Raw genomic sequence first — 22,534 nt, forward strand, 5'->3', positions numbered from 1 at the left:
CCGCTTTTCAGTCGATGTTATTCGTGTTGTTCGTTTTCGTGTTGCGCGCTGCCGCCTCCAGGCGACGGCTCTGCTGGCTCTTCTGGCCCGTCTGCCTGCCCGGGCTGTTCGGGCTGTTCGGGGACATCCGGCAGCTGCGGCAGGTCGTCGAGCGAGTCGAGGCCGAAGCAGCGCAAAAAGGTCGCCGTCGTGCCGTAGAGGATGGGGCGACCGATGACCTGCTTGCGGCCGAGCTCGCAGATGAGGTCGAGCTCTAATAGCTTTGCGAGGGCGCGCTCGACGCGCACGCCGCGCAGCTGCTCGATCTCGGGCTTGGTGATGGGCTGCTTGAAGGCGATGATGGAGAGCGTCTCCATCGTCGGCGCCGAGAGGTGGCGGTCCGTGACCTGGCTCAGCCGCTCGACCGTCGCATACGCCTCGGGCCGCGTGACGAGCTGGTAGCCGCCCGCGACGCGCTGGACGGTCAGGCCGCTGCCTTCGGAGGTCAGCTTTGCCTGCAGGTCACGTGCGAGCTCGACCACGTCTGGCTCCTCGCAGTCCATGATGGCGGCCAGGCTCGCGAGCGGCAGGGGATTGCCCGCAGCAAACAGCACGGCCTCAAGTGTCGCCTCGCGGCTCAGTTCCGCCTGACGGCCGGCTTCATTCTCTTTCATCCTCTTCCCCTCTCCTTTCGTTCCGCCAGACAATGGTGATCGTCCCGAAGAGATGCGACTGCTGGGCTGTGACTGTGCGCTGCTTCATAAGCTCAAGCAGGGCCAGAAATGTCACGACAAGCTCGCCGCGCGTGCCGCGCTCAAAGGCATCCTCGAAGCGCATGCGTCCGCCGCGCTCCCGCAGCAGCGCCTCGATCTCTTCCATCTTGTCCTCGATATGGTAGGGCTCGGGCCTTATGATGGCGGCCGGCAGTCCCGCCTCCTCGCCCTTGACGCTCATGACCTCGCGGAAGGCCGTCAGGAGCAGGTTGAGGTCGAGGCTCTCCGGCGGCAGATGGCGCACGGGCAGGTCGAGCGGCGCGCGGCCGACGAAGTGCTCCTGCAGGTCGGCCATCGAGCCGAGGACCTCGCTGACCTCCTTGAAGCGCCGATACTCGAGCAGGCGCTCGACGAGCTCCTGGCGCGGGTCCTCTTCCTCATTCTCCTCGGCCTTCTTCTTCGGCAGCATCATGCGCGACTTGATCTGCAGCAGCGTCGCGGCCATGACGAGGAAGGCGCTCGTGACCTCCATGTCCATCTCGCGCATCGCCTCGAGGTAGTCGAGGTACTGGCGCGTGAGCTCCGCGATCGGGATGTCGTAGATGTCGATCTTGTTCTTCTCGATGAGGTGCATCAGGAGCTCTAAGGGGCCGTTGAAGGCGGCGAGGTGAAACGTATAGTCTTTCTTTGCGTTCGTGTCGTTTATAACGTCCATGCTATCTCAACTATCTCAATCCGCTCAAGGCGCTCAGAAGAACGGCATCAGGAGCAGCACGAAGAGCTTCCAGATCAGGCGCTGCAGCGGGATGAAGATCATGCTGAGCACCGGCGTCATGATGAGCGCGATGAGGATGAGGAAGCTGTAGCGCTCGAGGCGCGCGTAGCTGTAGGCCATCCTCGGCGGCAGCAGCTGCATCAGGACGTGCGAGCCGTCGAGCGGCGGCAGCGGGATGAGGTTGAAGATGGCGAAGTTGATGTTGTAGATGATGATGAGCTGGAAGACCTGGTAGACGCCGAAGCTCAGGTGGCCCATGGTGCTCTTGAGGACGAGCAGGGCGACGAGCGCGAGGAAGGCCGTCACGAGGTTGGCCGCGGGGCCTGCGAGCGAGACGAGGATGTCGTCGCGGCGCGGCTTCCTGAAGTTGCGCGGGTCGATGATGACGGGCTTGGCCCAGCCGAAGCGCACGAGGAAGAGCATGATGAGGCCGACCGGGTCGATGTGGGCCGCGGGGTTGAGCGTCAGGCGGCCCATGAGCATCGGCGTCCTGTCGCCGAGGGCGACGGCCACGCGCGCGTGCGCGTACTCGTGGATGACCATCGCGATGATCAGGCCCGGGATGCCCGCGATGAGGTCGAGCGGATTGAAATCAAACATAGATTCTCCTTTACTTGCTTCACTTTGCGGCTCTCTGCTGCGCGAGCATCAGGATGGAGATGACGGATTTCGCATCGACGATGCGGCCGTCCTGCGCCATGGTCACGGCTTCTTCCAAGGGCACCTTGACGACGTTGATGAACTCGTCCTCGTCTGTGTGCTGCTTGCCGGCCGTCAGGCCCTCAGCCGCGTAGAGGTGGATCTTCTCGTTCGAGAAGCCGACCGTCGTCGCGATCGTCGTGAGCTTCGTGATCTTTTTGGCCGTGTAGCCCGTCTCCTCCGAGAGCTCGCGCTCGGCGCAGACGAGCGGGTCTTCGTCGGGCGCGTCGAGCTTGCCGGCCGGCACCTCGAGCGTCACCTCGCCGATCGGGTAGCGGTACTGGCGCACGAGGATGATGCGGCCGTCCGGCAGGATGGGGATGACAGATGATGCCCCCGGATGCTTGATCCACTCGCGCGTCGCCTCCTTGCCGTTCGGCAGCTCGACCGTGTCGCGCTTGACGTGGAGCAAGACGCCGTCGAAGATGGACTCGCTCTTGACTTTCTTCTCGATCAGATCCTCATACATACAAAAAACCTCCAGACTACATGAACTACATGAACTGCGAAACGATTTTACCTTCTATCCTAACACTGAATCCTGAGAAAAAGCAGGAAAACTCACGAGCTGGCCTCCCGGCGAAAGGCGTCCTTCTTCATCTTCGCGTGCGAGACCATCTCGCGCGCGTTGTCGAGCGAGGCGGTCGTCATGTCGGCGCCTGAGGCCATGCGCGCAATCTCGCTGATGCGCTCACGCTCCGACAGCGGGCGGATCTGCGTCGCCGTCGTGCCCTCCTCGGTGCGCTTCGAGATGTAGAGATGCGCGTCGGCCATGCAGGCGATCTGCGGCAGGTGCGTGATGCAGAGCACCTGCTTGTACTGGGCGACGAGGGCGATGCGCTCGGCGACCATCTGGGCCGTGCGGCCGCCGATGCCCGTGTCGATCTCATCGAAGACCATGCTCGGCACGGACGAGTCGCGCGAGGAGGCGACCGTCTTGATGGCGAGCGCGATGCGCGAGAGCTCGCCTCCGGAAGCGACTCTCTGCAGTGGCTTTTCCGCCTCGCCGGGGTTGGCCGAGAAGAACATGGCGACTTCGTCGCGCCCCCGGGGGCCGTAATCTGCGGCCGGCTCCACGCGGATGGCGAGCTGCGCCTTCGGCATGCCAAGCGCGAAGAGCTGCTCTTCGATGGCCGAGGAAAGGTCCTTGGCCGCGGCTCTGCGCAGCTCCGTCAGGGTAGCCGCCTTCTTCCCCAGCTCCTTCTCGAGCGCGGCGATCTCCTTTTCGAGCGCGGCGATGTCCTCGTCGTAGTTCTCGATCTCTGAAAGCTCGCGCTCGACTTTTTCCTGATGCGCGAGCACATCGCCGAGCGTCGCGCCGTACTTCTTGCAGAGGCGGTAGATGACGTCCATGCGGCTCTGCAGCTGGTCGAGGCGCGCGGGGCTGAACTCGACGCTCTCGCCGTAGTCGCGCAGCTCGTACGAGGCCTCCTGCAGGGAGATGTAGGCCTCCTCGACCATCTTCTGGGCATTCGCGAGCGCATCGTCGAAGCGGCTGATGTCCTCGAGGTCCTTCTTGACCTGAGAGAGGGCGGGCAGGACGCCGAGGCCGCTGCCGCCGCCCCCCTCGAGGAGCTCGTACGATTCCTCGATGGAGCCGACAATCTTCTCGGCGTGCGAGAGCTTGCGGATCTCTGTCTCGAGCGCTTCGTCCTCGCCCGCCTTGAGGTTGGCCTCGGAGATCTCCTTGTCCTGCCAGTGCAGCATGTCGAGGCGCTGCGCGTACTCGCGCGAGGCCTGCTGCTTCTCGTCGTAGGCCTTTTTCTTCTCGCGCCACTCGCGGTAGGCGCACGTGTAGGCGGCCAGCGCCTCGGCGACGTCGGGGTCGTAGCCGTCGAGCAGATGGAACTGGTTCTCCTCCTTGAGGAGCGCGAGGTTCTCGTTCTGCCCGTGGATATCGACGAGGTAGGCGCCGATCTGGCGCAGGATGGCCAGCGTGACGTGGCAGCCATTGACGAGCGCCGTGCTGCGGCCCGCCCGCGTGAGCTGCCGCGTGATGATGAGCTCCTTGTCCGAGTCGTCGATGGCCTGCTGCGTCAGAAGCTCGTGCAGGCCGAGCGACTCGTCCTCGAGTGAGAATACTGCCTCAACACGCAGCCAGTCGCAGCCGGAGCGCACCATGTCGGCCGACATGCGCGCGCCGAGCACGGCGCCGAGCGAGTCGATGAGGATGGACTTGCCCGCGCCCGTCTCGCCGGTCAGGATGTTGAGGCCGGACTGGAACTCCACCTGCACGTGCTCGAGCAGCGCGAAGTTCCAGACCGTCAGTGATTTCAACATAGAATGTACTTCCTCCTACTATGCCCTGCCCGCTCAGTCCTGCAGCATGTCGAGGATGCGCTTGCGGACGACGGGGGCCGTCTCCTTGGGCTTGATGACGACGAGGATGCTGTCGTCGCCGGCGACCGTGCCGATGATCTCCGGCCACTTGCAGTAGTCGAGCGCGGCGGCCACGGTGTTCGCGCCGCCCGGCAGCGTGCGCACGACGAGGATGTTCTCGCTGTAGTCGCAGTCGATGATCGTGTCGTTGAAGATGCGGCGCATGCGCTCCTTTGTGAAGGCGTAATTCTCCTGCGCCGGCAGCGCGTAGCGGTAGCGGCCGTCGCCCGTCGGCACCTTAATGAGCATGAGCTCCTTGATATCGCGCGAGACCGTCGCCTGCGTGACGGCGATGCGCCGCTTGCGCAGCTGTGCCGCCAGCTCGTCCTGCGTCTCGATGATCTCATGGCGGATGATCTCGCGGATCAGCTCCAGTCGTCTTTCTTTCATCAACATACCTGCCTTCCTTCTTTATGCTTTATGCATTTTCTTTACGCACTTTACGCAATCTTGCGCAGTCTACTGCATGGACAGGGTCTACTCGCCTGCGGGGCGCCAGAGCTTCGTGCGCAGGATCTGGTAGTAGTCCTTGTCCTCGAACTTGATGATCTCCGCCTGTGCCTCCGACTTCCTGACGACGACCTCGTCGCCCGGCAGCAGCCGGTAGCAGACCTGCCCGTCGAAGGTGACGATGATGTCCTGCGGGATGGAGGCGATCGCGACGTGCACGGCGTCGTCCTCCTGGATGATCAGCGGGCGGATGTTGAAGGTGTGCGCGCAGATCGGGGTGACGATGAGTGCGCGGACGTTCGGGTTCACGATGGGGCCGCCGGCCGACAGCGAGTAGGCCGTCGAGCCCGTCGGCGACGAGATGATGATGCCGTCGGCCTTGCAGTCGAGCAGATGGCTCTCGTTGATCGAGAGGCCGAGGTGCAGCATGCGCGCGACGCCGCCCTTGACGACGATGTCGTTGATGGCGTGGCCGAGGAAGCGCTCCTTGCCGCCCGAGATGACGGAGCCCGCGAGCAGCAGGCGGTGCTCGATGCGGTAGTCGCCGTCGAGGAGTTTCTGCAATTTCTTCTCGAGCTCGTGGAGCTCGATGTCGGCCATGAAGCCGAGCGTGCCGATGTTGACGCCGCAGACGGGCACAGCATGGTGGCTGTAGCGGCGGCAGACGCCCAAGAGCGTGCCGTCGCCGCCGATGCTCAGCGCAATGTCTGTCTTGACGTTCTCGATGTCGGTGACGCCGTAGCCCGCGTGCTGGAAGATGCGCGCCTCCTCCACCGGCATGATGATGCGCACCGCCTTGTCCGCATAGAAGTCGAGGATGCGCTGCAGGACCCGCGGGGCCTCCGGCTTATTCGTATTCGGGAAAACTGCTATCGTCAGCATAGAATCTCCTCTCTGCCATGGCCCAGCTCCGCTTGGGCGTCTGGCAATGGATTAATGATCCAGGTCCGCATGGGCCTCGGCGACGACTTCCTGCAGCCGCTCCTCTGTCACCGTGTCCTCGCCTGCTGCGCGCGTGAGGTAGATGAGGTACTCGATGTTGCCCTCGGGCCCCTTGACGGGCGAGTACGTCAGCGCGAGCGGGCAGAAGCCTGTTTCGCGCGCGAAGGCCGTGACCTTGCGGATGACTTCCTCGTGGACGGCGGGGTCGCGCACGACGCCCTTCTTGCCGACGTTCTCGCGGCCCGCCTCGAACTGCGGCTTGATGAGCGCGACGATCTCGCCCGTCTCCTTGAGCAGGGTGTAGGCGACGGGCAGGACCTTCGTCAGCGAGATGAAGGCGACGTCGATGGAGGCAAAGTCGAGGGGCTCGCCGATCATCTCCGGCGTGACTGTGCGGATGTTCGTGCGCTCCATGTTGCGGACGCGCGCGTCGGTGCGCAGCTTCCAGGCCAGCTGGCCGTAGCCGACATCGATGGCGTAGACCTTCTTCGCGCCGTTCTGCAGCATGCAGTCAGTGAAGCCGCCCGTCGAGGCGCCGATGTCGGCCGCTGCCTTGTCCTGCAGCCGCACGCCGAACTCCTTCATCGCCTTCTCGAGCTTGAGGCCGCCGCGGCTGACGTAGGGGATGTCGTGGCCGAGCAGCCGTATCTCGGCCTCGGCCTTGACCGTCGTGCCGGCCTTGTCGATCTTCTGCCCGTCGACGAGGACCTCGCCCGCCATGATCATGCGCTTCGCGCGCTCGCGGCTGCCGGCCAGTCCCCGCTCGACGAGCAGGACGTCCAATCGTTCTTTTGCCATTCGCTTACCCTTCTCTTTCTCTCAACTATCCTGTATCATGCCTGTATCATGCGTTCTCGTCCATCTGGCTCAGCCGCTCGCGGATGCGCTCGGCCATCTCATCGGGCTGCAGGCCGCAGAGCGATAAGAGCTCACGGCGCGTGCCCTGCTCGATGAAGCGGTCAGGGATGCCGAAGCGCAAAAGCGGCACCTCGATGCCGTGATCCGCGAGGTATTCGGCCACGGCCGAGCCGAAACCGCCCGCGAGCACATTCTCCTCGGCCGTGATGAGGAGCTTTTTCGTCCTGGCCATCTCGCCGAGCAGCTCTGTATCGAGCGGCTTGATGAAGCGCATGTTGACGACGGCCGCCTCGATGCCCTCCTCTTTGAGGATGGCGGCTGCTTCCTTTGCCTTCTCGACCATCGTGCCGACGGCCAGGAAGGCGATATCGCCCTCCTCCTGCAGCACTTCGGCCTTGCCGACGGGCAAGGTCTCAAGCGAGTCCGTGAGCGGCACGCCGAGGCCGGCGCCGCGCGGGTAGCGCACGGCAGCGGGCCCCTCTATCGCGATAGCTGTCGCGAGCATATGGCGGAGCTCCTCCTCGTCCTTTGGCGCCATGACGCACATGTTGGGCATCTGGCGCAGGTACGAGAGGTCGAAGACGCCGTGATGCGTCGGGCCGTCCTCGCCGACGAGGCCGGCGCGGTCGAGGCAGAGCGTCACGGGCAGGTTCTGCAGGCAGACATCGTGGATGAGCTGGTCGTAGGCGCGCTGCGCGAACGTCGAGTAGAGCGCGATGACGGGGTGCATGCCCGCGGCCGCCATGCCGGCGGCCAGCGTCATCGCGTGCTCCTCGGCGATGCCGACGTCGAAGAAGCGCTTCGGGTACGCCTGACCGAAGGCCTTGAGGCCCGTGCCCGACGGCATGGCCGCCGTGATGGCGAGGATGTCGGGGCGGTCCTTCGCGAGCTCAATCAGCGCCTTGCTGAAGACAGAGGTGTAGGAAGGCGCACAGCCCGCCTTCTTTGCAGACTTGCCCGTGCTCGGGTCGAAGCAGCCGACGCCGTGGAACTTCTCGGGCGCCTGCTCGGCCGGCTTGTATCCCTTGCCCTTGACGGTGTGGATGTGGATGAGAACGGGGCCCTCCATCTCCTTGGCGCTCGCCAGCACTTCCTCTAAGAGGCCGATGTTGTGGCCGTCGATCGGGCCGATGTAGTGGAAGCCCATCTCCTCGAACAGGCTGCCCGGCACGAGCACGGAGCGCACGCCGTCCTTGAGGTGGCTCGCCGTCTTGTAGACCTTGTCGCCGATGTGCGGGATGCTCATGAGCAGGCTGCCCATGTCGCGCTTGGCGCGCGCGTACTGCGGCGCGATGCGGATGCGCGAGAGGTACTCGCTCATGGCGCCGACATTGGCGTCGATGGACATCTCGTTGTCGTTGAGGATGACGATGAGCTTCGTGCCGAGGTCGCCGGCGTTGTTGAGCGCCTCGAACGACTCGCCGCCCGTCAGCGCGCCGTCGCCGATGACGGCGATAACCTGGTTCTTCTCCCCCTTGGCATCGCGCGCGAGGGCCATGCCGAGGGCCGCCGAGATGGAGGTACTCGCATGGCCGACGCCGAAGGCATCGTAGACGGACTCTGAGCGGTTCGGGAAGCCGGTGATGCCGCCCTTCTTGCGCAGTGTCCTGAACGCATCCCTGCGGCCCGTGAGAATCTTGTGGGTGTAGGCCTGGTGGCCGACATCCCAGACGAGCTTGTCCCCGGGGAACGAGAAGACGCTGTAGAGCGCGAGCGTCAGTTCCACCGTGCCGAGGTTCGGCGCGAGGTGGCCGCCGTTCTGCGAGACGGTATCAATGATGAAATGGCGCAGTTCGGATGCCAGCTGCTCGAGCTCGCGGACCGTGAGCGCCTTGACATCCTCGGGTTTCTCTATGCGGTTGAGCAATGCATACATGGAAACACTCCCCATCGAAACACTTCCCATCAATTCTCAATTCTTTCGTTCGAGCATGTAGCGGACGAGCTGGCGCAGGAAATCGGCTTCAGGGCCGAAAACGGCGAGCGCCTTGACCGCCTTGTCCACGGTCTCTTCGGCGAGGCGCTGGGCCTCGTCAAGCGAGGTCAGCGTCACGTACGTCGACTTCTCGTTGCGGATGTCGCTGCCGACCGGCTTGCCGATGAGCTTCTCGTCGCCCGTCACATCGAGGATGTCGTCCGTGATCTGGAAAGCAAGGCCGAAGCCCTCGGCATACGAGGTCAGGGCCGCGAGCTGGCCTTCCGTGGCGCCCGCGAGGATGGCGCCGCTTCTCAGGGCGGCGCGGAAGAGCGCGCCCGTCTTGCCCATGTGCATCTTCTGGAGCTCTTGCATCGGGATGCGGTGGCCCTCCGACTCGAGGTCGATGGCCTGGCCGCCGACCATGCCGTTCATGCCGGCCGCCGTGCTGATCTCCTGCACGACGCGCAAAAGAGTTGCCGGGTCCGTGTGCTTCTGGCGCACGATGACCTCGAAGGCGAGCGTCAGGAGCGCATCGCCCGCGAGCACGGCCATGCCGTCGCCGTAGACCTTGTGGTTCGTCAGCTTGCCGCGGCGGTAGTCGTCGTTGTCCATCGCCGGCAGGTCGTCGTGGATCAGAGAGTACGTGTGGATCATCTCGAGGGCGCAGGCCGCCGTCAGGTAGTCCGTGCCCTTCGCGCCGACGGCATCGGCCGCCGCCATCAAGAGGATCGGGCGCAGGCGCTTGCCGCCCGCCATGAGGCTGTAGCGCATCGACTCGGCGAGGCGCGCGTCAAGAGGCGGCTCCTGCTCCAGTTCACGGACGAGCTGCTCTTCGACCAGCTGCTGACGCTCTTTCCAAAGTTCCTTCAACATATCATCATTCCCCTTATCCCTCAATATCAAGCTTGCTCTCTTCGACCTTGCCCGTCGCTTCATTCTCCTTGACGAGCAGGTCCATCGTTTGCTCGGCGCGCTCGAGGGCGCCCATGCAGTTCTTGGCGAGGCCGACACCCTCGGAGTAATGGCTCATGAGGTCCTTGAGCGTCAGGTCGCCGCCCTCCATCTCCTTGACGATGGCCTCGAGCTTTTCCAGTGATTCCTCAAACGAGAGCTCTTTCTTTCTTGGCATATGCAACTTCTTCCTTTCTTTTCCCGCCGGCTCACTGCTCCTGGTTGTCCTCTCCCTGCACCTTTACGGCGCGCGCCGGGATGCGGCCGTCCTTCAGGGTGATGGTGAGGAGGTCGCCTGCCTTTACGGCGCGGACGCTCGTCAGGGGGGCCCCCTCCTTCTCGACAATGCCGTAGCCCTGGCGCAGGATGTGCACGGGGTTCAGGTAGTCGAGCTGCTGCAGCACGATCTCGAGCGCGTGGCGCTTCTCCTGCAGCTGGCCCTTCATCTGCGACTCGAGCGCAGCGATTGCGCGGTCAAGGCGCTGGGCGCGGCCTGCGAGCAGGAGCTGCGGGTTCTGCAGGGCAGCGCTGCGGAGGCAGGCCGCGAGGCGCAGGCGCTTCTCCTGCAGCTGGCGCCTCTCCTGCTGCGAGAGGCGCGCCATCAGGCTCTCCGTGTAGCGCAGGAGCTCTGCTCTGTCCGGCACGGCGAGCTCGGCCGCCTGCGAGGGCGTCGCGGCCCGCTGGTCGCTCGCAAAGTCGGCGAGCGTGAAGTCCGTCTCGTGGCCGACGGCCGAGATGACGGGAATCTTCGAAGCGTAGATGGCGCGCACGACGGGCTCCTCGTTGAAGGCCCAGAGGTCCTCCATCGAGCCGCCGCCGCGGCCGACGATCAGCACATCGACGGGGTACTTCTCGTTGAAGAAGGCGATGGCCGCGGCGATCTGCGCGGCTGCCTCCTCGCCCTGGACGAGCACGGGGCGCAAGACGAGCTGCACCGCGGGCCAGCGGCGCTTCGAGACGTGGTAGATGTCACGCAGCACGGCGCCCGAGATCGAGGTGACGATGCCGATGCGCTTCGGGAAGCGCGGCAGGGGCTTCTTGTGCGCATCGTCGAAGAGCCCCTCAGATGCGAGTCTTGCCTTGAGCTGCTCGAAGGCGAGCGCAAGGTCGCCCGCGCCCTCCGGCATCATGTGGTCAGCGTAGAGCTGGTAGACGCCGTCGCGCTCGTAGACCGAGATGCTGCCGCTGACGACGACCTGCATGCCGTTCTCCGGCCGGAAGCGCAGGCCCTGCGCGCGGCTCCGGAACATCACGCACTTGATGGCCGACGCGGCGTCCTTCAGCGTGAAGTAGCAGTGGCCCGAGGCGTAGCAGCGGAAGTTCGACAGCTCCCCGCGGACCTGGATGCAGCCGAGCACGGGCTCGCGCTGGAACATCCGCTTGATATAGTTCGTGACCTCACTGACGTTGTGTATCCCCACGGCAGCAATCCCCCTTCTCCTGCCTTCTCCTGTCTTCCTTCAGATTCCCGTATTACAAGAAAGAAGCCAGACAAAAAGTCTGGCTCCTGTCTGCGTCACTCTGCGCTCTTCGCGCTCTTCATGATCGCGCCGAGAATCCCGTTCACATAGCGGCTGGAGTCATCCGTACCATACTTCTTTGCCAGTTCTACCGCCTCGTTGATGGCGATGTTCGGTGTGAGCTTCTCTTCGGCAAAGCACATCTCATACGTTGCCATGCGCGTGAGGTTGCGGTCGACGGCCGCCATGCGCTCCACCTTCCACTCGCGCGAGTTCGCGGCGATCTGGGCATCGATGGCCTCTACGTTCGCGCGCGTGCCGTGCACGAGCTGCGCGGCGAACGCGCGGTCATGCGCACTCATCGCCTCGGCCTCGCCGAGCGCCGTATCGAGGGCGAGTGTCTCCTGCATCTCTTCCTGAGCGGCCGTTTCCGCCGGGTTCAGGTCTAACTGGAAGAGCGCCTGCAGCGCGACTTCCCTTGCTTGTCTACGACTCATTCCTAACCTTTCCTAACCTTCCTAACCTTCCTAAAATCATGTATCGTGATGGCCGTTTCCGCCGCCCGCTAGCTCCGCAAGCGGTTGATGCGGTCGAGCAGGTCATCGGCAATCCTGCCGAAGAAGTCCTCTTCGCGGTCGGCTTTCCTGCCGATGCAGAGGCCGACGACGCCGCACAGCACGATGAAGGCCGTGCGCCAGAAGCCGATCAGCAGGATCATCAGGGCCAGGATGATGCCGGAGGCGAGGCCGAGGCACTGCCCCCGGTCCTCCTGCCAGATCATCGCCAGCCATTCCTTGAATTCTTCTTTCATTTTTCCACCGCCTCACGCCTCAGACCACGCGGCGCTTGCCCGCAGGCACAGCGTCCGAGAACGCCGTGATGTGCGACTCGACGGCGACGTCCTCGAGTCCCATCGTCTCGCGGAGTTCCGTGCGGATGGCCGCGGCGGCCGCCTCCGTGAGCGATGCGACGGGCGTGCCGCGGCTGACTGTCAGGTCGAGCACGAGGCGCAGCATCTCAGGTGCGTTCTTCGAGGCCCTGACGCGCTGGGCGCGCACCTTCGCCATGCGGATGCCGTGCAGCGAAAGGAGCGTCCGCTCGGCCATCGCGCGGATGGCGGGCAGGGCGACGCGGACGCCGCCCTCTGCCCCCTGCAGCAGGATGAAGTCGCCGCGCTCGTGCGTGCGCTCCGCACGCCCCCGCAGGGAGACGCCGAGCAGGTGGAGCGCGACCAGAAGGAGGACGACCGAGACGGCGACCGTCTCGCGGCGGGACAGGATGTAGTGGATCTCATTGAGCCAGACCGACTCCGGCAGGACTCCCATGCAGAGCACGAGCACGAGCACGGAGAGCAGGGCCAGGCCGATCATCGAGACAAACAGCAAAAAACGGTTGATAATCCCCATAGTATCCGCCTCGCTCCAGATCAGCGCACGCGTACCTCATCGGCCTTCGCATTCTCCTCCGGGAAGCCGACGCCCTGTACGTGGACGTTGACCTCGACGACGGAGAGGCCCGTCATCGTCTCGATGGCCTGCTTGACGTTCTCCTGCACCGCGAGAGCGATGTCCGGGATGCGCACGCCGTACTTGACGATGATGTAGAGGTCGACAGCGGCTTCCTTCTCGCCGACTTCGACCTTGACGCCCTTGGCGAAGTTCTTGCGGCCGAGCATCTCGGCAATGCCGCCCGCAATGCCGCCGCTCATGCCGGCGATGCCGTCGACTTCCGTAGCAGCCAGGCCCGCGATGATGCTGACGACCTCATCCGCGATGCGGATCGCGCCGAGACTCGAATCTTTTTTGACGATTTCTTTTTCGTTTGCCATGATAAAGGCCTCCTTGCCTGGGGCAGCCCATGGGACTGCGCATAAACGGTAATCCGCACAAGAGGGCGTATAACATGCCTCTCCCATGCATATTTATACTGTACTATTCGCGGACTCGAACGCTTTTTCCTGCCAAGAACGAAAATAAAACAAAATAAAAATGAAAGAAATGCAGCTGCTGTACCAGTTGCATGAACATGCCTGGCGCAGCAGCTGCCAAGAGAAGCAGATGTTTCTTATGCGCGCTCGATGTAGTTGCCCGTGCGCGTATCGATGCGGAGCGTATCGCCCTCGTTGACGAAGAGCGGCACGCGGACTTCGTAGCCCGTCTCGACCTTGGCGATCTTCGTGGCGCCCGTAGCCGTGTTGCCCTTGACGCTCGGCTCGCACTCGACAACCTTGAGGTTGACGGAGTTCGGCAGCTGGATGCCGATGATGCGGCCCTTGAACGTCTGCAGCGAGACTTCCATGTTCTCCATGAGGTAGTTCAGCGCATCGCCGAGCTGCTCCTTGTTGAGCTCCGTCTGCTCGTACGTCTCCGTGTCCATGAACGTGTACATGCCATCGGCCTCGTAGAGGTACTGCATGTTGCGCGTCTCGAGGTGAGCTGCCGGCATCTTTTCATTCGGATTGAAGGTACGCTCTACCACTGCACCCGTCTCAACATTCTTGATCTTCGTGCGTACGAAAGCAGCGCCCTTGCCCGGCTTTACGTGCTGGAAATCCACGATCTGCCAGACACCGCCATCAATTTCAATCGTTAAGCCCGTGCGGAAATCAGTACTGTTAATCATTCTACGCCCTCCAAAAACTTCATTATTTCATTTCTGATTCAAATTCAAGATACGAAACGTATCATAACATTCTTTATTATAATCAACTTGCGGCCCATCGTCAAGCACTGCGCATCAGCGGATCTCGACGAGCTGCTTGGAGGACTTCGTCAGGCGCTCGCTGCCCGTCGCGGTGACGAGCACTGTGTCCTCGATGCGCAGGCCGCCCCAGCCCGGCAGGTAGACGCCCGGCTCATCGGTGATGAGCATGCCCACCGCGAGGTGCTCGCAGGTGCTCGACGGCGAGAGGCGCGGCTCCTCGTGGATCTCGAGGCCGAGGCTGTGGCCGAGCCCGTGGCCGAAGTACTGCGCGAGGTCGTACTTCTTGAGGAATTCGCGCGAAGCCGCGTCGATCTCTTTGCCGGATTTCCCCGGCGCGATGAGTGAGAGTACGAGCTCCTGCGCGCCGAGCACGGCCCCGTAGACCTCGCGCTGGCGCGCCGTCGCCTCGCCGACGCAAACGGTGCGCGTGATGTCGGAGCAGTAGCCCTGGTACTTCGCGCCGTAGTCCATCGTCACGAAGTCGCCCGCCTCGATGACCTTCTCCGTCGCCGTGCCGTGCGGCATGCTGCCGCGCAGGCCCGAGGCGACGATCGTGTCGAAGGACGGCTTCTCGGAGCCCGCTTCGCGCATGACCTGCTCGAGGCGCGCGGCCACCTCGATCTCCGTGCGGCCCGGGCGGATGAAGTGGACGATGTCCTCAAAGGCCTTGTCGGCAAAGGAGCAGGCGCGGCGGATGCAGGCGATCTCCTCCTCGTCCTTGACCTGGCGCAGCGCGTCGAGGTCGAGCATCGTGCCGAAGTCGATGCCCACGAGCATGTCGCGCAGGGCCTCGTAGTCGGCGTAGACGAGGTCGCGGCCCTCGAAGCCGACGCTGCGGCAGCCGAGCTTTGCGATGAGCTCCGCCGTCTTCTTCAAGAGTCCATGACGGTGCTCGACGACGGTGAAGAGCGGCGCCTGCTTCTCGGCCTGCTCCGTGTAGCGGTTGTCCGTGACGAGCAGCGCCTCGTCCTTCGTGATGACGAGCGTCGTGTCGTCCCCGCGGAAGCCGCTGAAATAATGAAGGTTCACGTATTTTGTCACGACGACTGCGTCAAGCCCCTTCTCCTGCAGGAGGCTGCGCAGTGCGGTCAAACGATTTTCATTCAAAGGATCATCCCCCTAATCTGATTACTCCGCCCGGTTGAGCTTGTAGATGATGGCCTCGAGCGCGGCGAGATAGCTCTCGACGCCGAGGCCGCAGATCTGGCCCATCGCCACTGGCGCGAGCACCGACGTGTGGCGGAATTCCTCGCGCTGGTGGATGTTCGAGATGTGCACCTCGATGACCGGCACGTCGATGGCCGCGATGGCATCGCGGATGGCGATGCTGTAATGCGTGAAGGCCGCCGCGTTGAAGATAATGAAGTCGAACTTGTGGTTGGCCTGCTGGATGGCGTCGACGAGGTCGCCCTCGTGGTTCGACTGGTAGAACGCCGTCTCGATGCCGGCCTCAGCCGCGCGCTCCGCGATCATCTCGTTGATGTCGTCGAGCGTCGTCGAGCCGTAGATCTCCGGCTCGCGCGTGCCGAGCAGGTTGAGGTTCGGCCCATGAAGTACAAGGATGCGTGGCATGAGGATTCCTCCCTTTCAATGTGTAGACGTTGTGTAGACGTTTCTATAAAAAAATAAAGCGGGTCAGAAGACGGCTGCGCCGGCTCTTCCCGCCTCAAATCATGGCCAAGGGCATGTGCTCAGTAACGGACGACAAAGCGCGTCTCATCGGGCACCGCCTCGACTGGCTCAAACTTCAGTTCTTTTACCTTGATGAAGTAATTGCCCTCGCGGATCAGTACTGAGAGCTTGTCGACTTTCTCGGGGTCACCCTGGATCTCCATCTCGACGCTGCCGTCCTCCATATTGCGCACCCAGCCCGTCAGGCCGAGCTCCGATGCGTGCTGCTGCACGAACATGCGGAAGCCCACGCCCTGGACGCGTCCAGTAGCTCTGCCAAAGTAACGGACGGATGTTTTGGATTCTGCCATAGAAAAGACCTTCTTTCCTCTGCCCTGCGCGCGCCTCAGGCCTTGGCCGGGATATCGCGGCGCAGGATCGTATACGGTTCAACCGGCTTGTCCATGCGGATCTTGACGATCTGCTGGGCATGAGGAGCAACCGCGATGGGATTGCCCTCTTCGTCAAGCATATCAGAAAGTACCTGGCGATACAAGGGGGCATTTGGCTGGAATACCTCAATTTCCTGACCGATCTTCATATTATTGCGCTGCTCGACCGTGGCGTATTGCGTGGTCGTGTCGTAGTCGCGCACGAGGCCGATGAACTCGGACGTCTGCTGGTATGACGAGGTGCCGTAGAGCTGGTCGTCCGCCGTCGGCTGGTGGTAGTAGAAGCCCGTCGTGTACGGGCGGTGCGAGACTTTCTCGAGCTCATCGAGCCACTCCTGCTGGACCTTGAAGTGCGCGGGGTCCTCGAAGTAGGCGTCAATGGCCAGGCGGTAGGCGCGCACGACGCTCGCCGCGTAGTGGACGCTCTTCATGCGGCCCTCGATTTTGAGGCTATCGACGCCGCTCTCGATGACGTCGGCGATGTGCGGCAGGAGGCACATGTCCTTCGAGTTCATGATGTAGGTGCCGCGCTCGTCCTCCTCGATCGGGAAGTACTTGCCCGGACGCGTCTCCTCGACGAGCGCATACTTCCAGCGGCACGACTGCGCACAGCTGCCGCGGTTGGAATCGCGGCCCGTGAAGTAGTTCGAGAGCAGGCAGCGGCCCGAGTACGAGATGCACATCGCGCCGTGGACGAACATCTCGAGGTCGGCCGACGTCTTTTCGCGGATCTCGCGCACTTCCTTCAAAGACATCTCGCGCGCGAGCACGACGCGCTTCGCGCCGAGCGCGTGCCAGGCGTTGACCGTCGCCCAGTTCGTGTTGTTCGCCTGCGTGCTGATGTGGAGCTCCATATCAGGGATGCATTCCCGGGCCATCATAAAGACGCCGAGGTCGGCGACGAGCAGTGCGTCGACGCCGATCTCCTGCAGGTAGCGCAGGTAGTCGGGCAGGCCGCAAAGGTCGCTGTTGTGCGGGAAGATGTTGACCGTCACATAGACCTTCTTCTTGAGCTTGTGGGCAAATTCCACGGCTTCGCGCAGCTCTTCTCGCGTGAAGTTGCCGCCGAGCGCGCGCAGGCCGTAGAGCTTGCCGCCGAGGTAGACGGCGTCGGCGCCGTAGAGCAGCGCCATCTTCATCTTCTCGAGATTCCCTGCTGGGGCCAGGAGCTCAGGCTTTTTCATCATGTATGGTATTCCTCCGATAATCTGTTTGATTCGTTTGCTGCGGGGCAGCGGCGCGAGACGGCCAGGCCGTCGCCGCGCTCGAAGATCTCTGTCTCGTAGCCCGCCGCATGGCTCGTAAGCTCGATGTAGCGGCGCAGCCGCTTGACAATCGTGCGGTAGCGGCGCGGGGCCTTCTCCTCGCCCATGACGTAGCCGCGGAACAGGACATTGTCGGCCACGATGGTCGCATCCGCTGTCAGGAGCGGCTGCACCTTCTCGAAGTAGTCGACGTACTGGCCCTTGGCCGCGTCGATAAAGACAAAGTCATACGGCCCCGCAAGCTCCGTCAAGAGCTCGCCCGCGTCGCCCTGCAGGATCTCGATGCGGTCCGCGTAGGGCGAGCGCGCGATGAACCCATGGGCGAGCGTAGCGCGCTCCTTTGAGAGCTCGAGCGTCGTGACATGTGCGTCCGCCGCGCCGTTGGCGGCGAGCAGCAGCGCCGAGTAGCCGATGGCCGTGCCGATCTCGAGCACGCGGTGCGGCCGTACTTCCCGGATGACCGAGAGGAAGACCTGGCGGCCGTTCTCGTTGATGATCGGGACATGGTGCTCGGCCGCATACGCCTCCATCTCCCGCAGAAGTCTTTCAAAATCGCTTGTATCTGTCATATCTGTCCTTCATATCTATCCTTGCCTGCCGCGCGCCTCAGCGCACCTGCTCGACGATGGCCAGGTGCTCGTCGTACGTCTGCGAGTAGTGGTTGTGGCCCTGACGGTCGGCTACGAAGTAGAGGTAGTCGGTGCTCGCGGGGTTCAGCACCGCCAAGATGGACTTCATGCCCGGGCTCGCGATCGGTCCGGGCGGCAGGCCCATGTGCTGATACGTGTTGTAGGGCGAGTCAATCTTCGTGTCCTCAATCGAGACGTCCTCCTTCGGGCCCGCCATGAGGTACTGCAGCGTCGTGTCCGACTGCAGCGGCATGCCCATCTGCAGGCGCTTGAAGAAGACCTGCGCGATGATTGGGCGGTCCTCATCGTAGCGCGCCTCTTTCTCGACGAGCGAGGCCAGCGTGACGAGGTCGTGGATTGAGAGGTTCTTCGCCGCCGCCTGCTGGCGCAGCTCCGGCGTCAGGCGCGTGTCGAAGTCCTCGACCATCATCTTCATGATGGCCTCAGGCGTGACCTCGCTGTGGATCTCATACGTGTCCGGGAAGAGGTAGCCCTCCGCCGCATAGCGCTCATTCGGGCGCTTCTTCATGTAATCGTACGGCGCGAAATCCTTCGCCTCGGCGAGAAACTCCTGCTCGTCGACGAGGCCCTCATCCGCGAGGCGCTTCGCGATCTCCTTGATGCCGAAGCCCTCGGGGATCGTGAACCGCACGACCGTCGTGTCGCCCGAGACGAGCTTGTCGAGCACGGCCTGCTCGTCCATGTGCGGCGCGAAGGCGTACGTGCCCGTCTTGAACTTCTGGGCATCGCCCTGGAGCTTCATGAGCCACCAGAAGCGCAGGCGGCTGTCGATGACGCCGAGCCGCGTCAGGTGGTCCGAGATCTCCGACGCCGTCGTGCCCGGCTTGACGACCATGTAGATGTTCTCCTTGGCATCACGGTCCGAGCGCTCGATGACATGCGTCGTGCCAAAGGCCAGGAAGAGCCCCGCCCCCAGCAGGACGACAAAGACTAGCGCAACAGCTGCCCACTTCTTCCAGCCGAGGCGGCCGACGGCCGCGCGCAGCTTCTCCCTAGCAGACGGCTCTAAAAGATTGGAAGGCTCGGAAAGCTTGGAAGGCGGCTCGGATGGCTTGGAAGGCTTAGAAGGCGCCCTCGACTCCGCTGCAGGCGATGGGCTGCCGCCCGTTCCTGGCTCCTGCGCCTTCTCCGCGTTCTCGGCTTTCCCCTCCTGCTCCGATTTCTCAGGCTTCTCGTTTTCCTCGTGTTTCTCACCTTCGGCAGCCGTATCTGCTTTTGATGCGACGGACTTCACCGCAGCGTCCTCTGCTGCTGTATCCTTCGCGGGCTCTGCGGCTCCTGCAGCGCCATTATCTTCAGTGCCATCGTTTACAGATGGAGCCTCTTCTTTTTCCGGCAACGTCTTCGGCGCCGAAACGTCCTGCGGCTTGCTTTCTGGCACAGCTGCATTCTCCTGCTGCTTCACCGTCTCAGAGGGCTGCGGCGCCTGCTTCGGCGCGCGCTCTTTCTTATTCCCATGCATAAATCGTTCTCCGTACATGAAAAAGCCGCCATCCAGATGGATAGCAGCCAATCATTTCGTCATTCAGTCCTTTTCGGCTTCGTCGACCAGCGCGTTGTAGGCCTGCTGGACCGCCTCGAACTCCTCGTCCGTCGGCTCGACGTACTCATCCTCGCCGTCCTCGTTCGTGACGATTTTCGCGATGATGACGTCCTCGTCATCGTCCTCGCAGCCGCAGCCGCACGTGTGGGCGTGCTCCTCATCCTCATCGTGGATGCCGACGAGCAGCGCGTATTTCTCATCCTCTACCGGGATGATCATCTCTTCGCGGTAATAGTACTCATTGCCCGCCTCGTCCGTCATGACGACAACGATGTCGTCCTCATTCATCATATCCTCTGCCATAGGACTCACCTCTTCTTTCTGGTCGTGCCAAAATCTCGATTTTACTGGTTTCATTTTATCGTATCGCGGGAAGGCTTGTCAACGCTTGCTGTCCAAAAAGCCCTGCAGGATGAAGACAGCCGCCATCTTGTCGATGACCTTCTTGCGCTTGCGGCGCGAGACATCGGCCTCGATGAGCGAGCGCGTCGCCGCGACCGTCGAGAGGCGCTCATCCCAGAAGAAGACCTCTACCTCAGGATACGCCTTCTTGACCTCTGCCATGAACTCCTTGACGATGGCGCAGCGGTCGCCCTCCGTGCCGTCCATGTTCTTGGGGAGCCCCGAGACGAGCGACTTCGTCTCGTACTGGTCCATGAGCTCGCCGAGGCGCTTGAGGTCGTCTGCGAGTGACTTGCGGCGGATCGTCTCGACGCCCTGCGCCGTCAGGCCCAGAAGGTCGCTGACCGCGATGCCGATCGTGCGGTCGCCGATATCGAGTGACATGTATCGCTTCATTTCTTGCTTCCCTTTTCCAGATACGAACGCACGAGCTCCTCTAAGAGCTCATCGCGCTCGAGCGTGCGGATCTTGCTGCGCGCATCATTGTGGCTCGTCACATACGCCGGATCGCCCGAGAGCAGATAGCCGACGAGCTGGTTGATCGGGTTGTAGCCCTTCTCTTCCATCGCCGCGCAGACCGAGCGGATGATCTTCTCCGCCTTATTCTCATCGTTCCCGAAACGGAACATCATTGTCTCTTCATTGTTCGCCATAACGATTCCTCCAAAAGCACTCATTGCGGGGATCACCCGCTCTATTGCTTTTATCTTACCACATCTTGACTGCTATCGCCATAGTACACCACAAACCTATAGTTTCCCTGAAAGAATCGCAACGGCACAACCGTCATCTGACGTTTTTCTCCGGCACAACAGGGACCAGCAGGTAGCTGTCGTGCCCGCCGCCGGTGTAGAGGACATGCCTGCCCTTATTGTGCGTGGCCGGTGCCGTGACGACCTGCGCGGGGTCAGCCGTTTCCGTGCTGTTGCCGCCGAGTGTCTCCTTCTTCACCCGGGTACCGGCCGGATACGTGTACGAATCGACAGGAACGTCAATTGCCGCGCTGCCGAAGTTGAGGCGAGCCGTCTCGTTCTGATAAGCACCGACCGTCAGCCGCAGGCTCTCGCCCTTATGGTAGACCATGCCCATGGGCCAGATGCCGATTTCCAGCGGCACAGCCTGACCTTTCTGCAGCTTCTGCTCGCTGGTACCCGCAAGATACGGTTCCGACTCCGTGGATTTCTTCGGGTCCAGGGCACGGCACGAAGCGCGCAGCAGGCCCGTGGCGACGACATCCCCGAACGCGTTGTGATTCAAAGGTGTGCCGTCGGCCGCGAGTTTCTCCACTTTGACGCTGAGGTCCATGTCGTCGTGATCGGCAGCAGCCGCCCAAAGATGCAGTTTCATATAGCCGGTGAGCTCGGTGTCCTTGTCGAAGCGGTAGGTAAACACGGCTTCCGGCTTGGCGCTCTCGCTGTCGTAGCTGAGCTCCGCAGCCTGTGGCTTGTTCCGCTGCAGCGTGCCCGTCTTGGCATCCAGATACATCTTCTCATACTGCGTGCGGGCCAGCGGGAATTCCTGCTCCGGACGGTTGACGACATCACGGCCCTCCATCTCGTAGACGGACAGACGGACGCGCGGCGTCTTCTCCCAGCCATTCTGCTCCCCCTTGAGATAATGGTCAAAGAACTTCGTGAGATCCGCGACATTCTCGGGATTGTAAAAATCATTCCATTCCTGTGTCAGATGGACCCGCAGCCATTTCTCCTTCGAAGCGATCTCGCGGAAACCGGCAAACGTGCCATGCGTATGCACGGGATTCGTGTAGCTGGCCACGACGTATGCCGGAATCTTGATCCGCTCCAGTCGAGCCTGCTTATCCTGCCAATACGCATTGAGGAAGGGATAGGCGACGATCATGCGGGGCTGATCTTCCAGGAGGCCGTGGGCACTGGCAAACGTCTCGGCAATCATTTCCGGAAAGGCAGGATTCGGAATGCCGCCGCGCGTCCCGGTCTCGCGAAAATGATCGGAAAAGCCCTCCCACGGCGCAATGGCCGCGAGATGCGGCGGTTGCTCGGCCGCGATGAACCACTGCGATACCGTCAGCCACGAGTTGCCCGCCATGCCGACTTTCTCATTGGACCAGTCCTGTTTCGCGATCCATTCCACAATGTCATAGCCGTCCTCGGCGTACTGGCGGCCCCAATAGTTGATATTGCCTTCCGACGAATACGCCCCGCGGGGATCCGGATTGACGACCGCATAGCCCTTCGACACCCAGTACGTGGGGTCCGCACCCTCGAAGCGCTCCAGGCCGGACGTCATCGACCGCGGCACGCCGGCGCGTCCCGGGACATCGTCGAGCGACTGCCCGCCGACTTCCTTGCCGTATGGACTGATGCAGAGGATAGCCGGATGCTTCCCCTGATCGACTGGGCGGAAGACATCGGCATAGATGGTCGTGCCGTCACGGAGTTTCACGGCTTTATCGCGTTCCAGCAGGATATCCGTCGGCAGCGGCATTGCCCCGTCAAAGCGGACTGTGCCGGCCTTCAGGATGCTGGTCCCCGGGTGAAAGCCCGTATAGCGCACCCGCGCGGCCGTGACCGGCAGCGCCTTGCGGTAATACACGGGGAAATCCTTTCCCGAATAAGTCTTCGTTGGAATGATTGTCTCACGGCCCTCCAGCGTCTGGGCACTGCCCGACGTCATGAACATCCCCAGCGAACACAGCACGGATGCGGTCAAAGCCATTTTTCTCAACTGCATTGTTTCTCCATCCCTTTCCAGAGTCTTTTTCTGTCTTCTACTATAGCAAAGACTTGGGCAAAGCTGAAATGG

The 22,534-nt window shown here is 62.5% G+C and carries 27 protein-coding genes; all 27 read right to left on the minus strand.

Annotated features, from left to right (window positions below):
* Positions 1-17 precede the first annotated feature (17 nt).
* Positions 18-653, minus strand: coding sequence for an SMC-Scp complex subunit ScpB (gene scpB / locus B2X55_RS08545; protein ID WP_286821746.1), 636 nt, complete (start codon positions 651-653; stop codon positions 18-20).
* Positions 640-1,407, minus strand: coding sequence for a segregation and condensation protein A (locus tag B2X55_RS08550; RefSeq protein ID WP_286821747.1), 768 nt, complete (start codon positions 1,405-1,407; stop codon positions 640-642). Before B2X55_RS08550 ends, scpB begins: the two co-directional genes overlap by 14 nt.
* 33 nt (positions 1,408-1,440) lie before the next feature.
* A complete protein-coding gene (locus B2X55_RS08555) occupies positions 1,441-2,067 on the minus strand; it encodes a site-2 protease family protein (RefSeq protein ID WP_286821748.1) in 627 nt (208 codons plus the stop codon).
* A gap of 19 nt (positions 2,068-2,086) precedes the next feature.
* A complete protein-coding gene (locus tag B2X55_RS08560; protein ID WP_286821749.1) occupies positions 2,087-2,635 on the minus strand; it encodes an NUDIX domain-containing protein in 549 nt (182 codons plus the stop codon).
* 92 nt (positions 2,636-2,727) lie between these two features.
* A complete protein-coding gene (gene recN / locus B2X55_RS08565; RefSeq protein WP_286821750.1) occupies positions 2,728-4,446 on the minus strand; it encodes a DNA repair protein RecN in 1,719 nt (572 codons plus the stop codon).
* Positions 4,447-4,479: 33 nt separating this feature from the next.
* A complete protein-coding gene (gene argR, locus B2X55_RS08570; protein WP_226867899.1) occupies positions 4,480-4,935 on the minus strand; it encodes an arginine repressor in 456 nt (151 codons plus the stop codon).
* Positions 4,936-5,022: 87 nt separating this feature from the next.
* The gene (locus B2X55_RS08575; RefSeq protein WP_278742021.1) at positions 5,023-5,877 is read right to left on the minus strand and encodes an NAD(+)/NADH kinase; all 855 of its coding nucleotides are present in this window, start codon (positions 5,875-5,877) and stop codon (positions 5,023-5,025) included.
* A 51-nt stretch (positions 5,878-5,928) separates the two neighbouring features.
* Complete coding sequence (locus B2X55_RS08580; RefSeq protein WP_286821751.1) at positions 5,929-6,735, minus strand: TlyA family RNA methyltransferase; 807 nt, start codon at positions 6,733-6,735, stop codon at positions 5,929-5,931.
* A 46-nt stretch (positions 6,736-6,781) separates the two neighbouring features.
* Entirely contained in the window at positions 6,782-8,671 is a 1,890-nt protein-coding gene (gene dxs, locus B2X55_RS08585; RefSeq protein WP_286821753.1) for a 1-deoxy-D-xylulose-5-phosphate synthase, read from the minus strand.
* A gap of 36 nt (positions 8,672-8,707) precedes the next feature.
* Complete coding sequence (locus B2X55_RS08590; protein WP_286821755.1) at positions 8,708-9,586, minus strand: polyprenyl synthetase family protein; 879 nt, start codon at positions 9,584-9,586, stop codon at positions 8,708-8,710.
* Between the two features lie 13 nt (positions 9,587-9,599).
* The gene (gene xseB, locus B2X55_RS08595) at positions 9,600-9,842 is read right to left on the minus strand and encodes an exodeoxyribonuclease VII small subunit (protein ID WP_036376746.1); all 243 of its coding nucleotides are present in this window, start codon (positions 9,840-9,842) and stop codon (positions 9,600-9,602) included.
* 31 nt (positions 9,843-9,873) lie between these two features.
* Positions 9,874-11,085: an exodeoxyribonuclease VII large subunit gene (xseA, locus tag B2X55_RS08600; RefSeq protein ID WP_286821757.1), complete on the minus strand. Its 1,212-nt coding sequence runs from the start codon at positions 11,083-11,085 to the stop codon at positions 9,874-9,876.
* 95 nt (positions 11,086-11,180) lie between these two features.
* On the minus strand, positions 11,181-11,621 hold the full coding sequence (gene nusB, locus B2X55_RS08605; RefSeq protein ID WP_036376759.1) for a transcription antitermination factor NusB: 441 nt from the start codon (positions 11,619-11,621) through the stop codon (positions 11,181-11,183).
* Positions 11,622-11,689: 68 nt separating this feature from the next.
* Positions 11,690-11,935, minus strand: coding sequence for a DUF2273 domain-containing protein (locus B2X55_RS08610; RefSeq protein ID WP_255240710.1), 246 nt, complete (start codon positions 11,933-11,935; stop codon positions 11,690-11,692).
* A gap of 19 nt (positions 11,936-11,954) precedes the next feature.
* Positions 11,955-12,530, minus strand: a complete 576-nt coding sequence (gene amaP / locus B2X55_RS08615; RefSeq protein ID WP_286821759.1) for an alkaline shock response membrane anchor protein AmaP — start codon at positions 12,528-12,530, stop codon at positions 11,955-11,957.
* A gap of 20 nt (positions 12,531-12,550) precedes the next feature.
* Positions 12,551-12,952, minus strand: a complete 402-nt coding sequence (locus B2X55_RS08620; RefSeq protein ID WP_036376780.1) for an Asp23/Gls24 family envelope stress response protein — start codon at positions 12,950-12,952, stop codon at positions 12,551-12,553.
* 236 nt (positions 12,953-13,188) lie between these two features.
* On the minus strand, positions 13,189-13,746 hold the full coding sequence (gene efp / locus B2X55_RS08625; RefSeq protein WP_005839637.1) for an elongation factor P: 558 nt from the start codon (positions 13,744-13,746) through the stop codon (positions 13,189-13,191).
* Between the two features lie 114 nt (positions 13,747-13,860).
* On the minus strand, positions 13,861-14,934 hold the full coding sequence (locus tag B2X55_RS08630) for a M24 family metallopeptidase (protein ID WP_286821760.1): 1,074 nt from the start codon (positions 14,932-14,934) through the stop codon (positions 13,861-13,863).
* Positions 14,935-14,955: 21 nt separating this feature from the next.
* A complete protein-coding gene (gene aroQ / locus B2X55_RS08635; protein ID WP_036376805.1) occupies positions 14,956-15,399 on the minus strand; it encodes a type II 3-dehydroquinate dehydratase in 444 nt (147 codons plus the stop codon).
* A gap of 119 nt (positions 15,400-15,518) precedes the next feature.
* Positions 15,519-15,809 carry an acylphosphatase gene (locus B2X55_RS08640; RefSeq protein WP_286821761.1) on the minus strand — a complete coding sequence of 97 codons (291 nt, stop codon included), beginning with the start codon at positions 15,807-15,809 and terminating at the stop codon, positions 15,519-15,521.
* Positions 15,810-15,844: 35 nt separating this feature from the next.
* Positions 15,845-17,077 carry a peptidase U32 family protein gene (locus tag B2X55_RS08645; RefSeq protein ID WP_286821762.1) on the minus strand — a complete coding sequence of 411 codons (1,233 nt, stop codon included), beginning with the start codon at positions 17,075-17,077 and terminating at the stop codon, positions 15,845-15,847.
* Positions 17,074-17,724, minus strand: coding sequence for an O-methyltransferase (locus B2X55_RS08650; RefSeq protein WP_286821763.1), 651 nt, complete (start codon positions 17,722-17,724; stop codon positions 17,074-17,076). The genes B2X55_RS08645 and B2X55_RS08650 overlap by 4 nt, the downstream gene beginning before the upstream one ends.
* A 37-nt stretch (positions 17,725-17,761) precedes the next feature.
* On the minus strand, positions 17,762-19,267 hold the full coding sequence (gene mltG, locus B2X55_RS08655; protein WP_286821764.1) for an endolytic transglycosylase MltG: 1,506 nt from the start codon (positions 19,265-19,267) through the stop codon (positions 17,762-17,764).
* Positions 19,268-19,330: 63 nt separating this feature from the next.
* Positions 19,331-19,651 (minus strand): DUF1292 domain-containing protein, encoded by a 321-nt coding sequence (locus B2X55_RS08660; RefSeq protein ID WP_226867867.1) that lies wholly within the window; start codon positions 19,649-19,651, stop codon positions 19,331-19,333.
* A 78-nt stretch (positions 19,652-19,729) separates the two neighbouring features.
* On the minus strand, positions 19,730-20,146 hold the full coding sequence (gene ruvX, locus B2X55_RS08665; RefSeq protein ID WP_081828441.1) for a Holliday junction resolvase RuvX: 417 nt from the start codon (positions 20,144-20,146) through the stop codon (positions 19,730-19,732).
* Positions 20,143-20,403 (minus strand): IreB family regulatory phosphoprotein, encoded by a 261-nt coding sequence (locus B2X55_RS08670; RefSeq protein WP_286821765.1) that lies wholly within the window; start codon positions 20,401-20,403, stop codon positions 20,143-20,145. Before B2X55_RS08670 ends, ruvX begins: the two co-directional genes overlap by 4 nt.
* Before the next feature lie 133 nt (positions 20,404-20,536).
* Positions 20,537-22,447 (minus strand): CocE/NonD family hydrolase, encoded by a 1,911-nt coding sequence (locus B2X55_RS08675; RefSeq protein WP_286821766.1) that lies wholly within the window; start codon positions 22,445-22,447, stop codon positions 20,537-20,539.
* Positions 22,448-22,534: the final 87 nt, after the last annotated feature.

Source organism: Mitsuokella sp. UBA4253 (assembly GCF_002395285.1).
GTDB classification, from domain to species: Bacteria; Bacillota; Negativicutes; order Selenomonadales; family Selenomonadaceae; genus Mitsuokella; species Mitsuokella jalaludinii.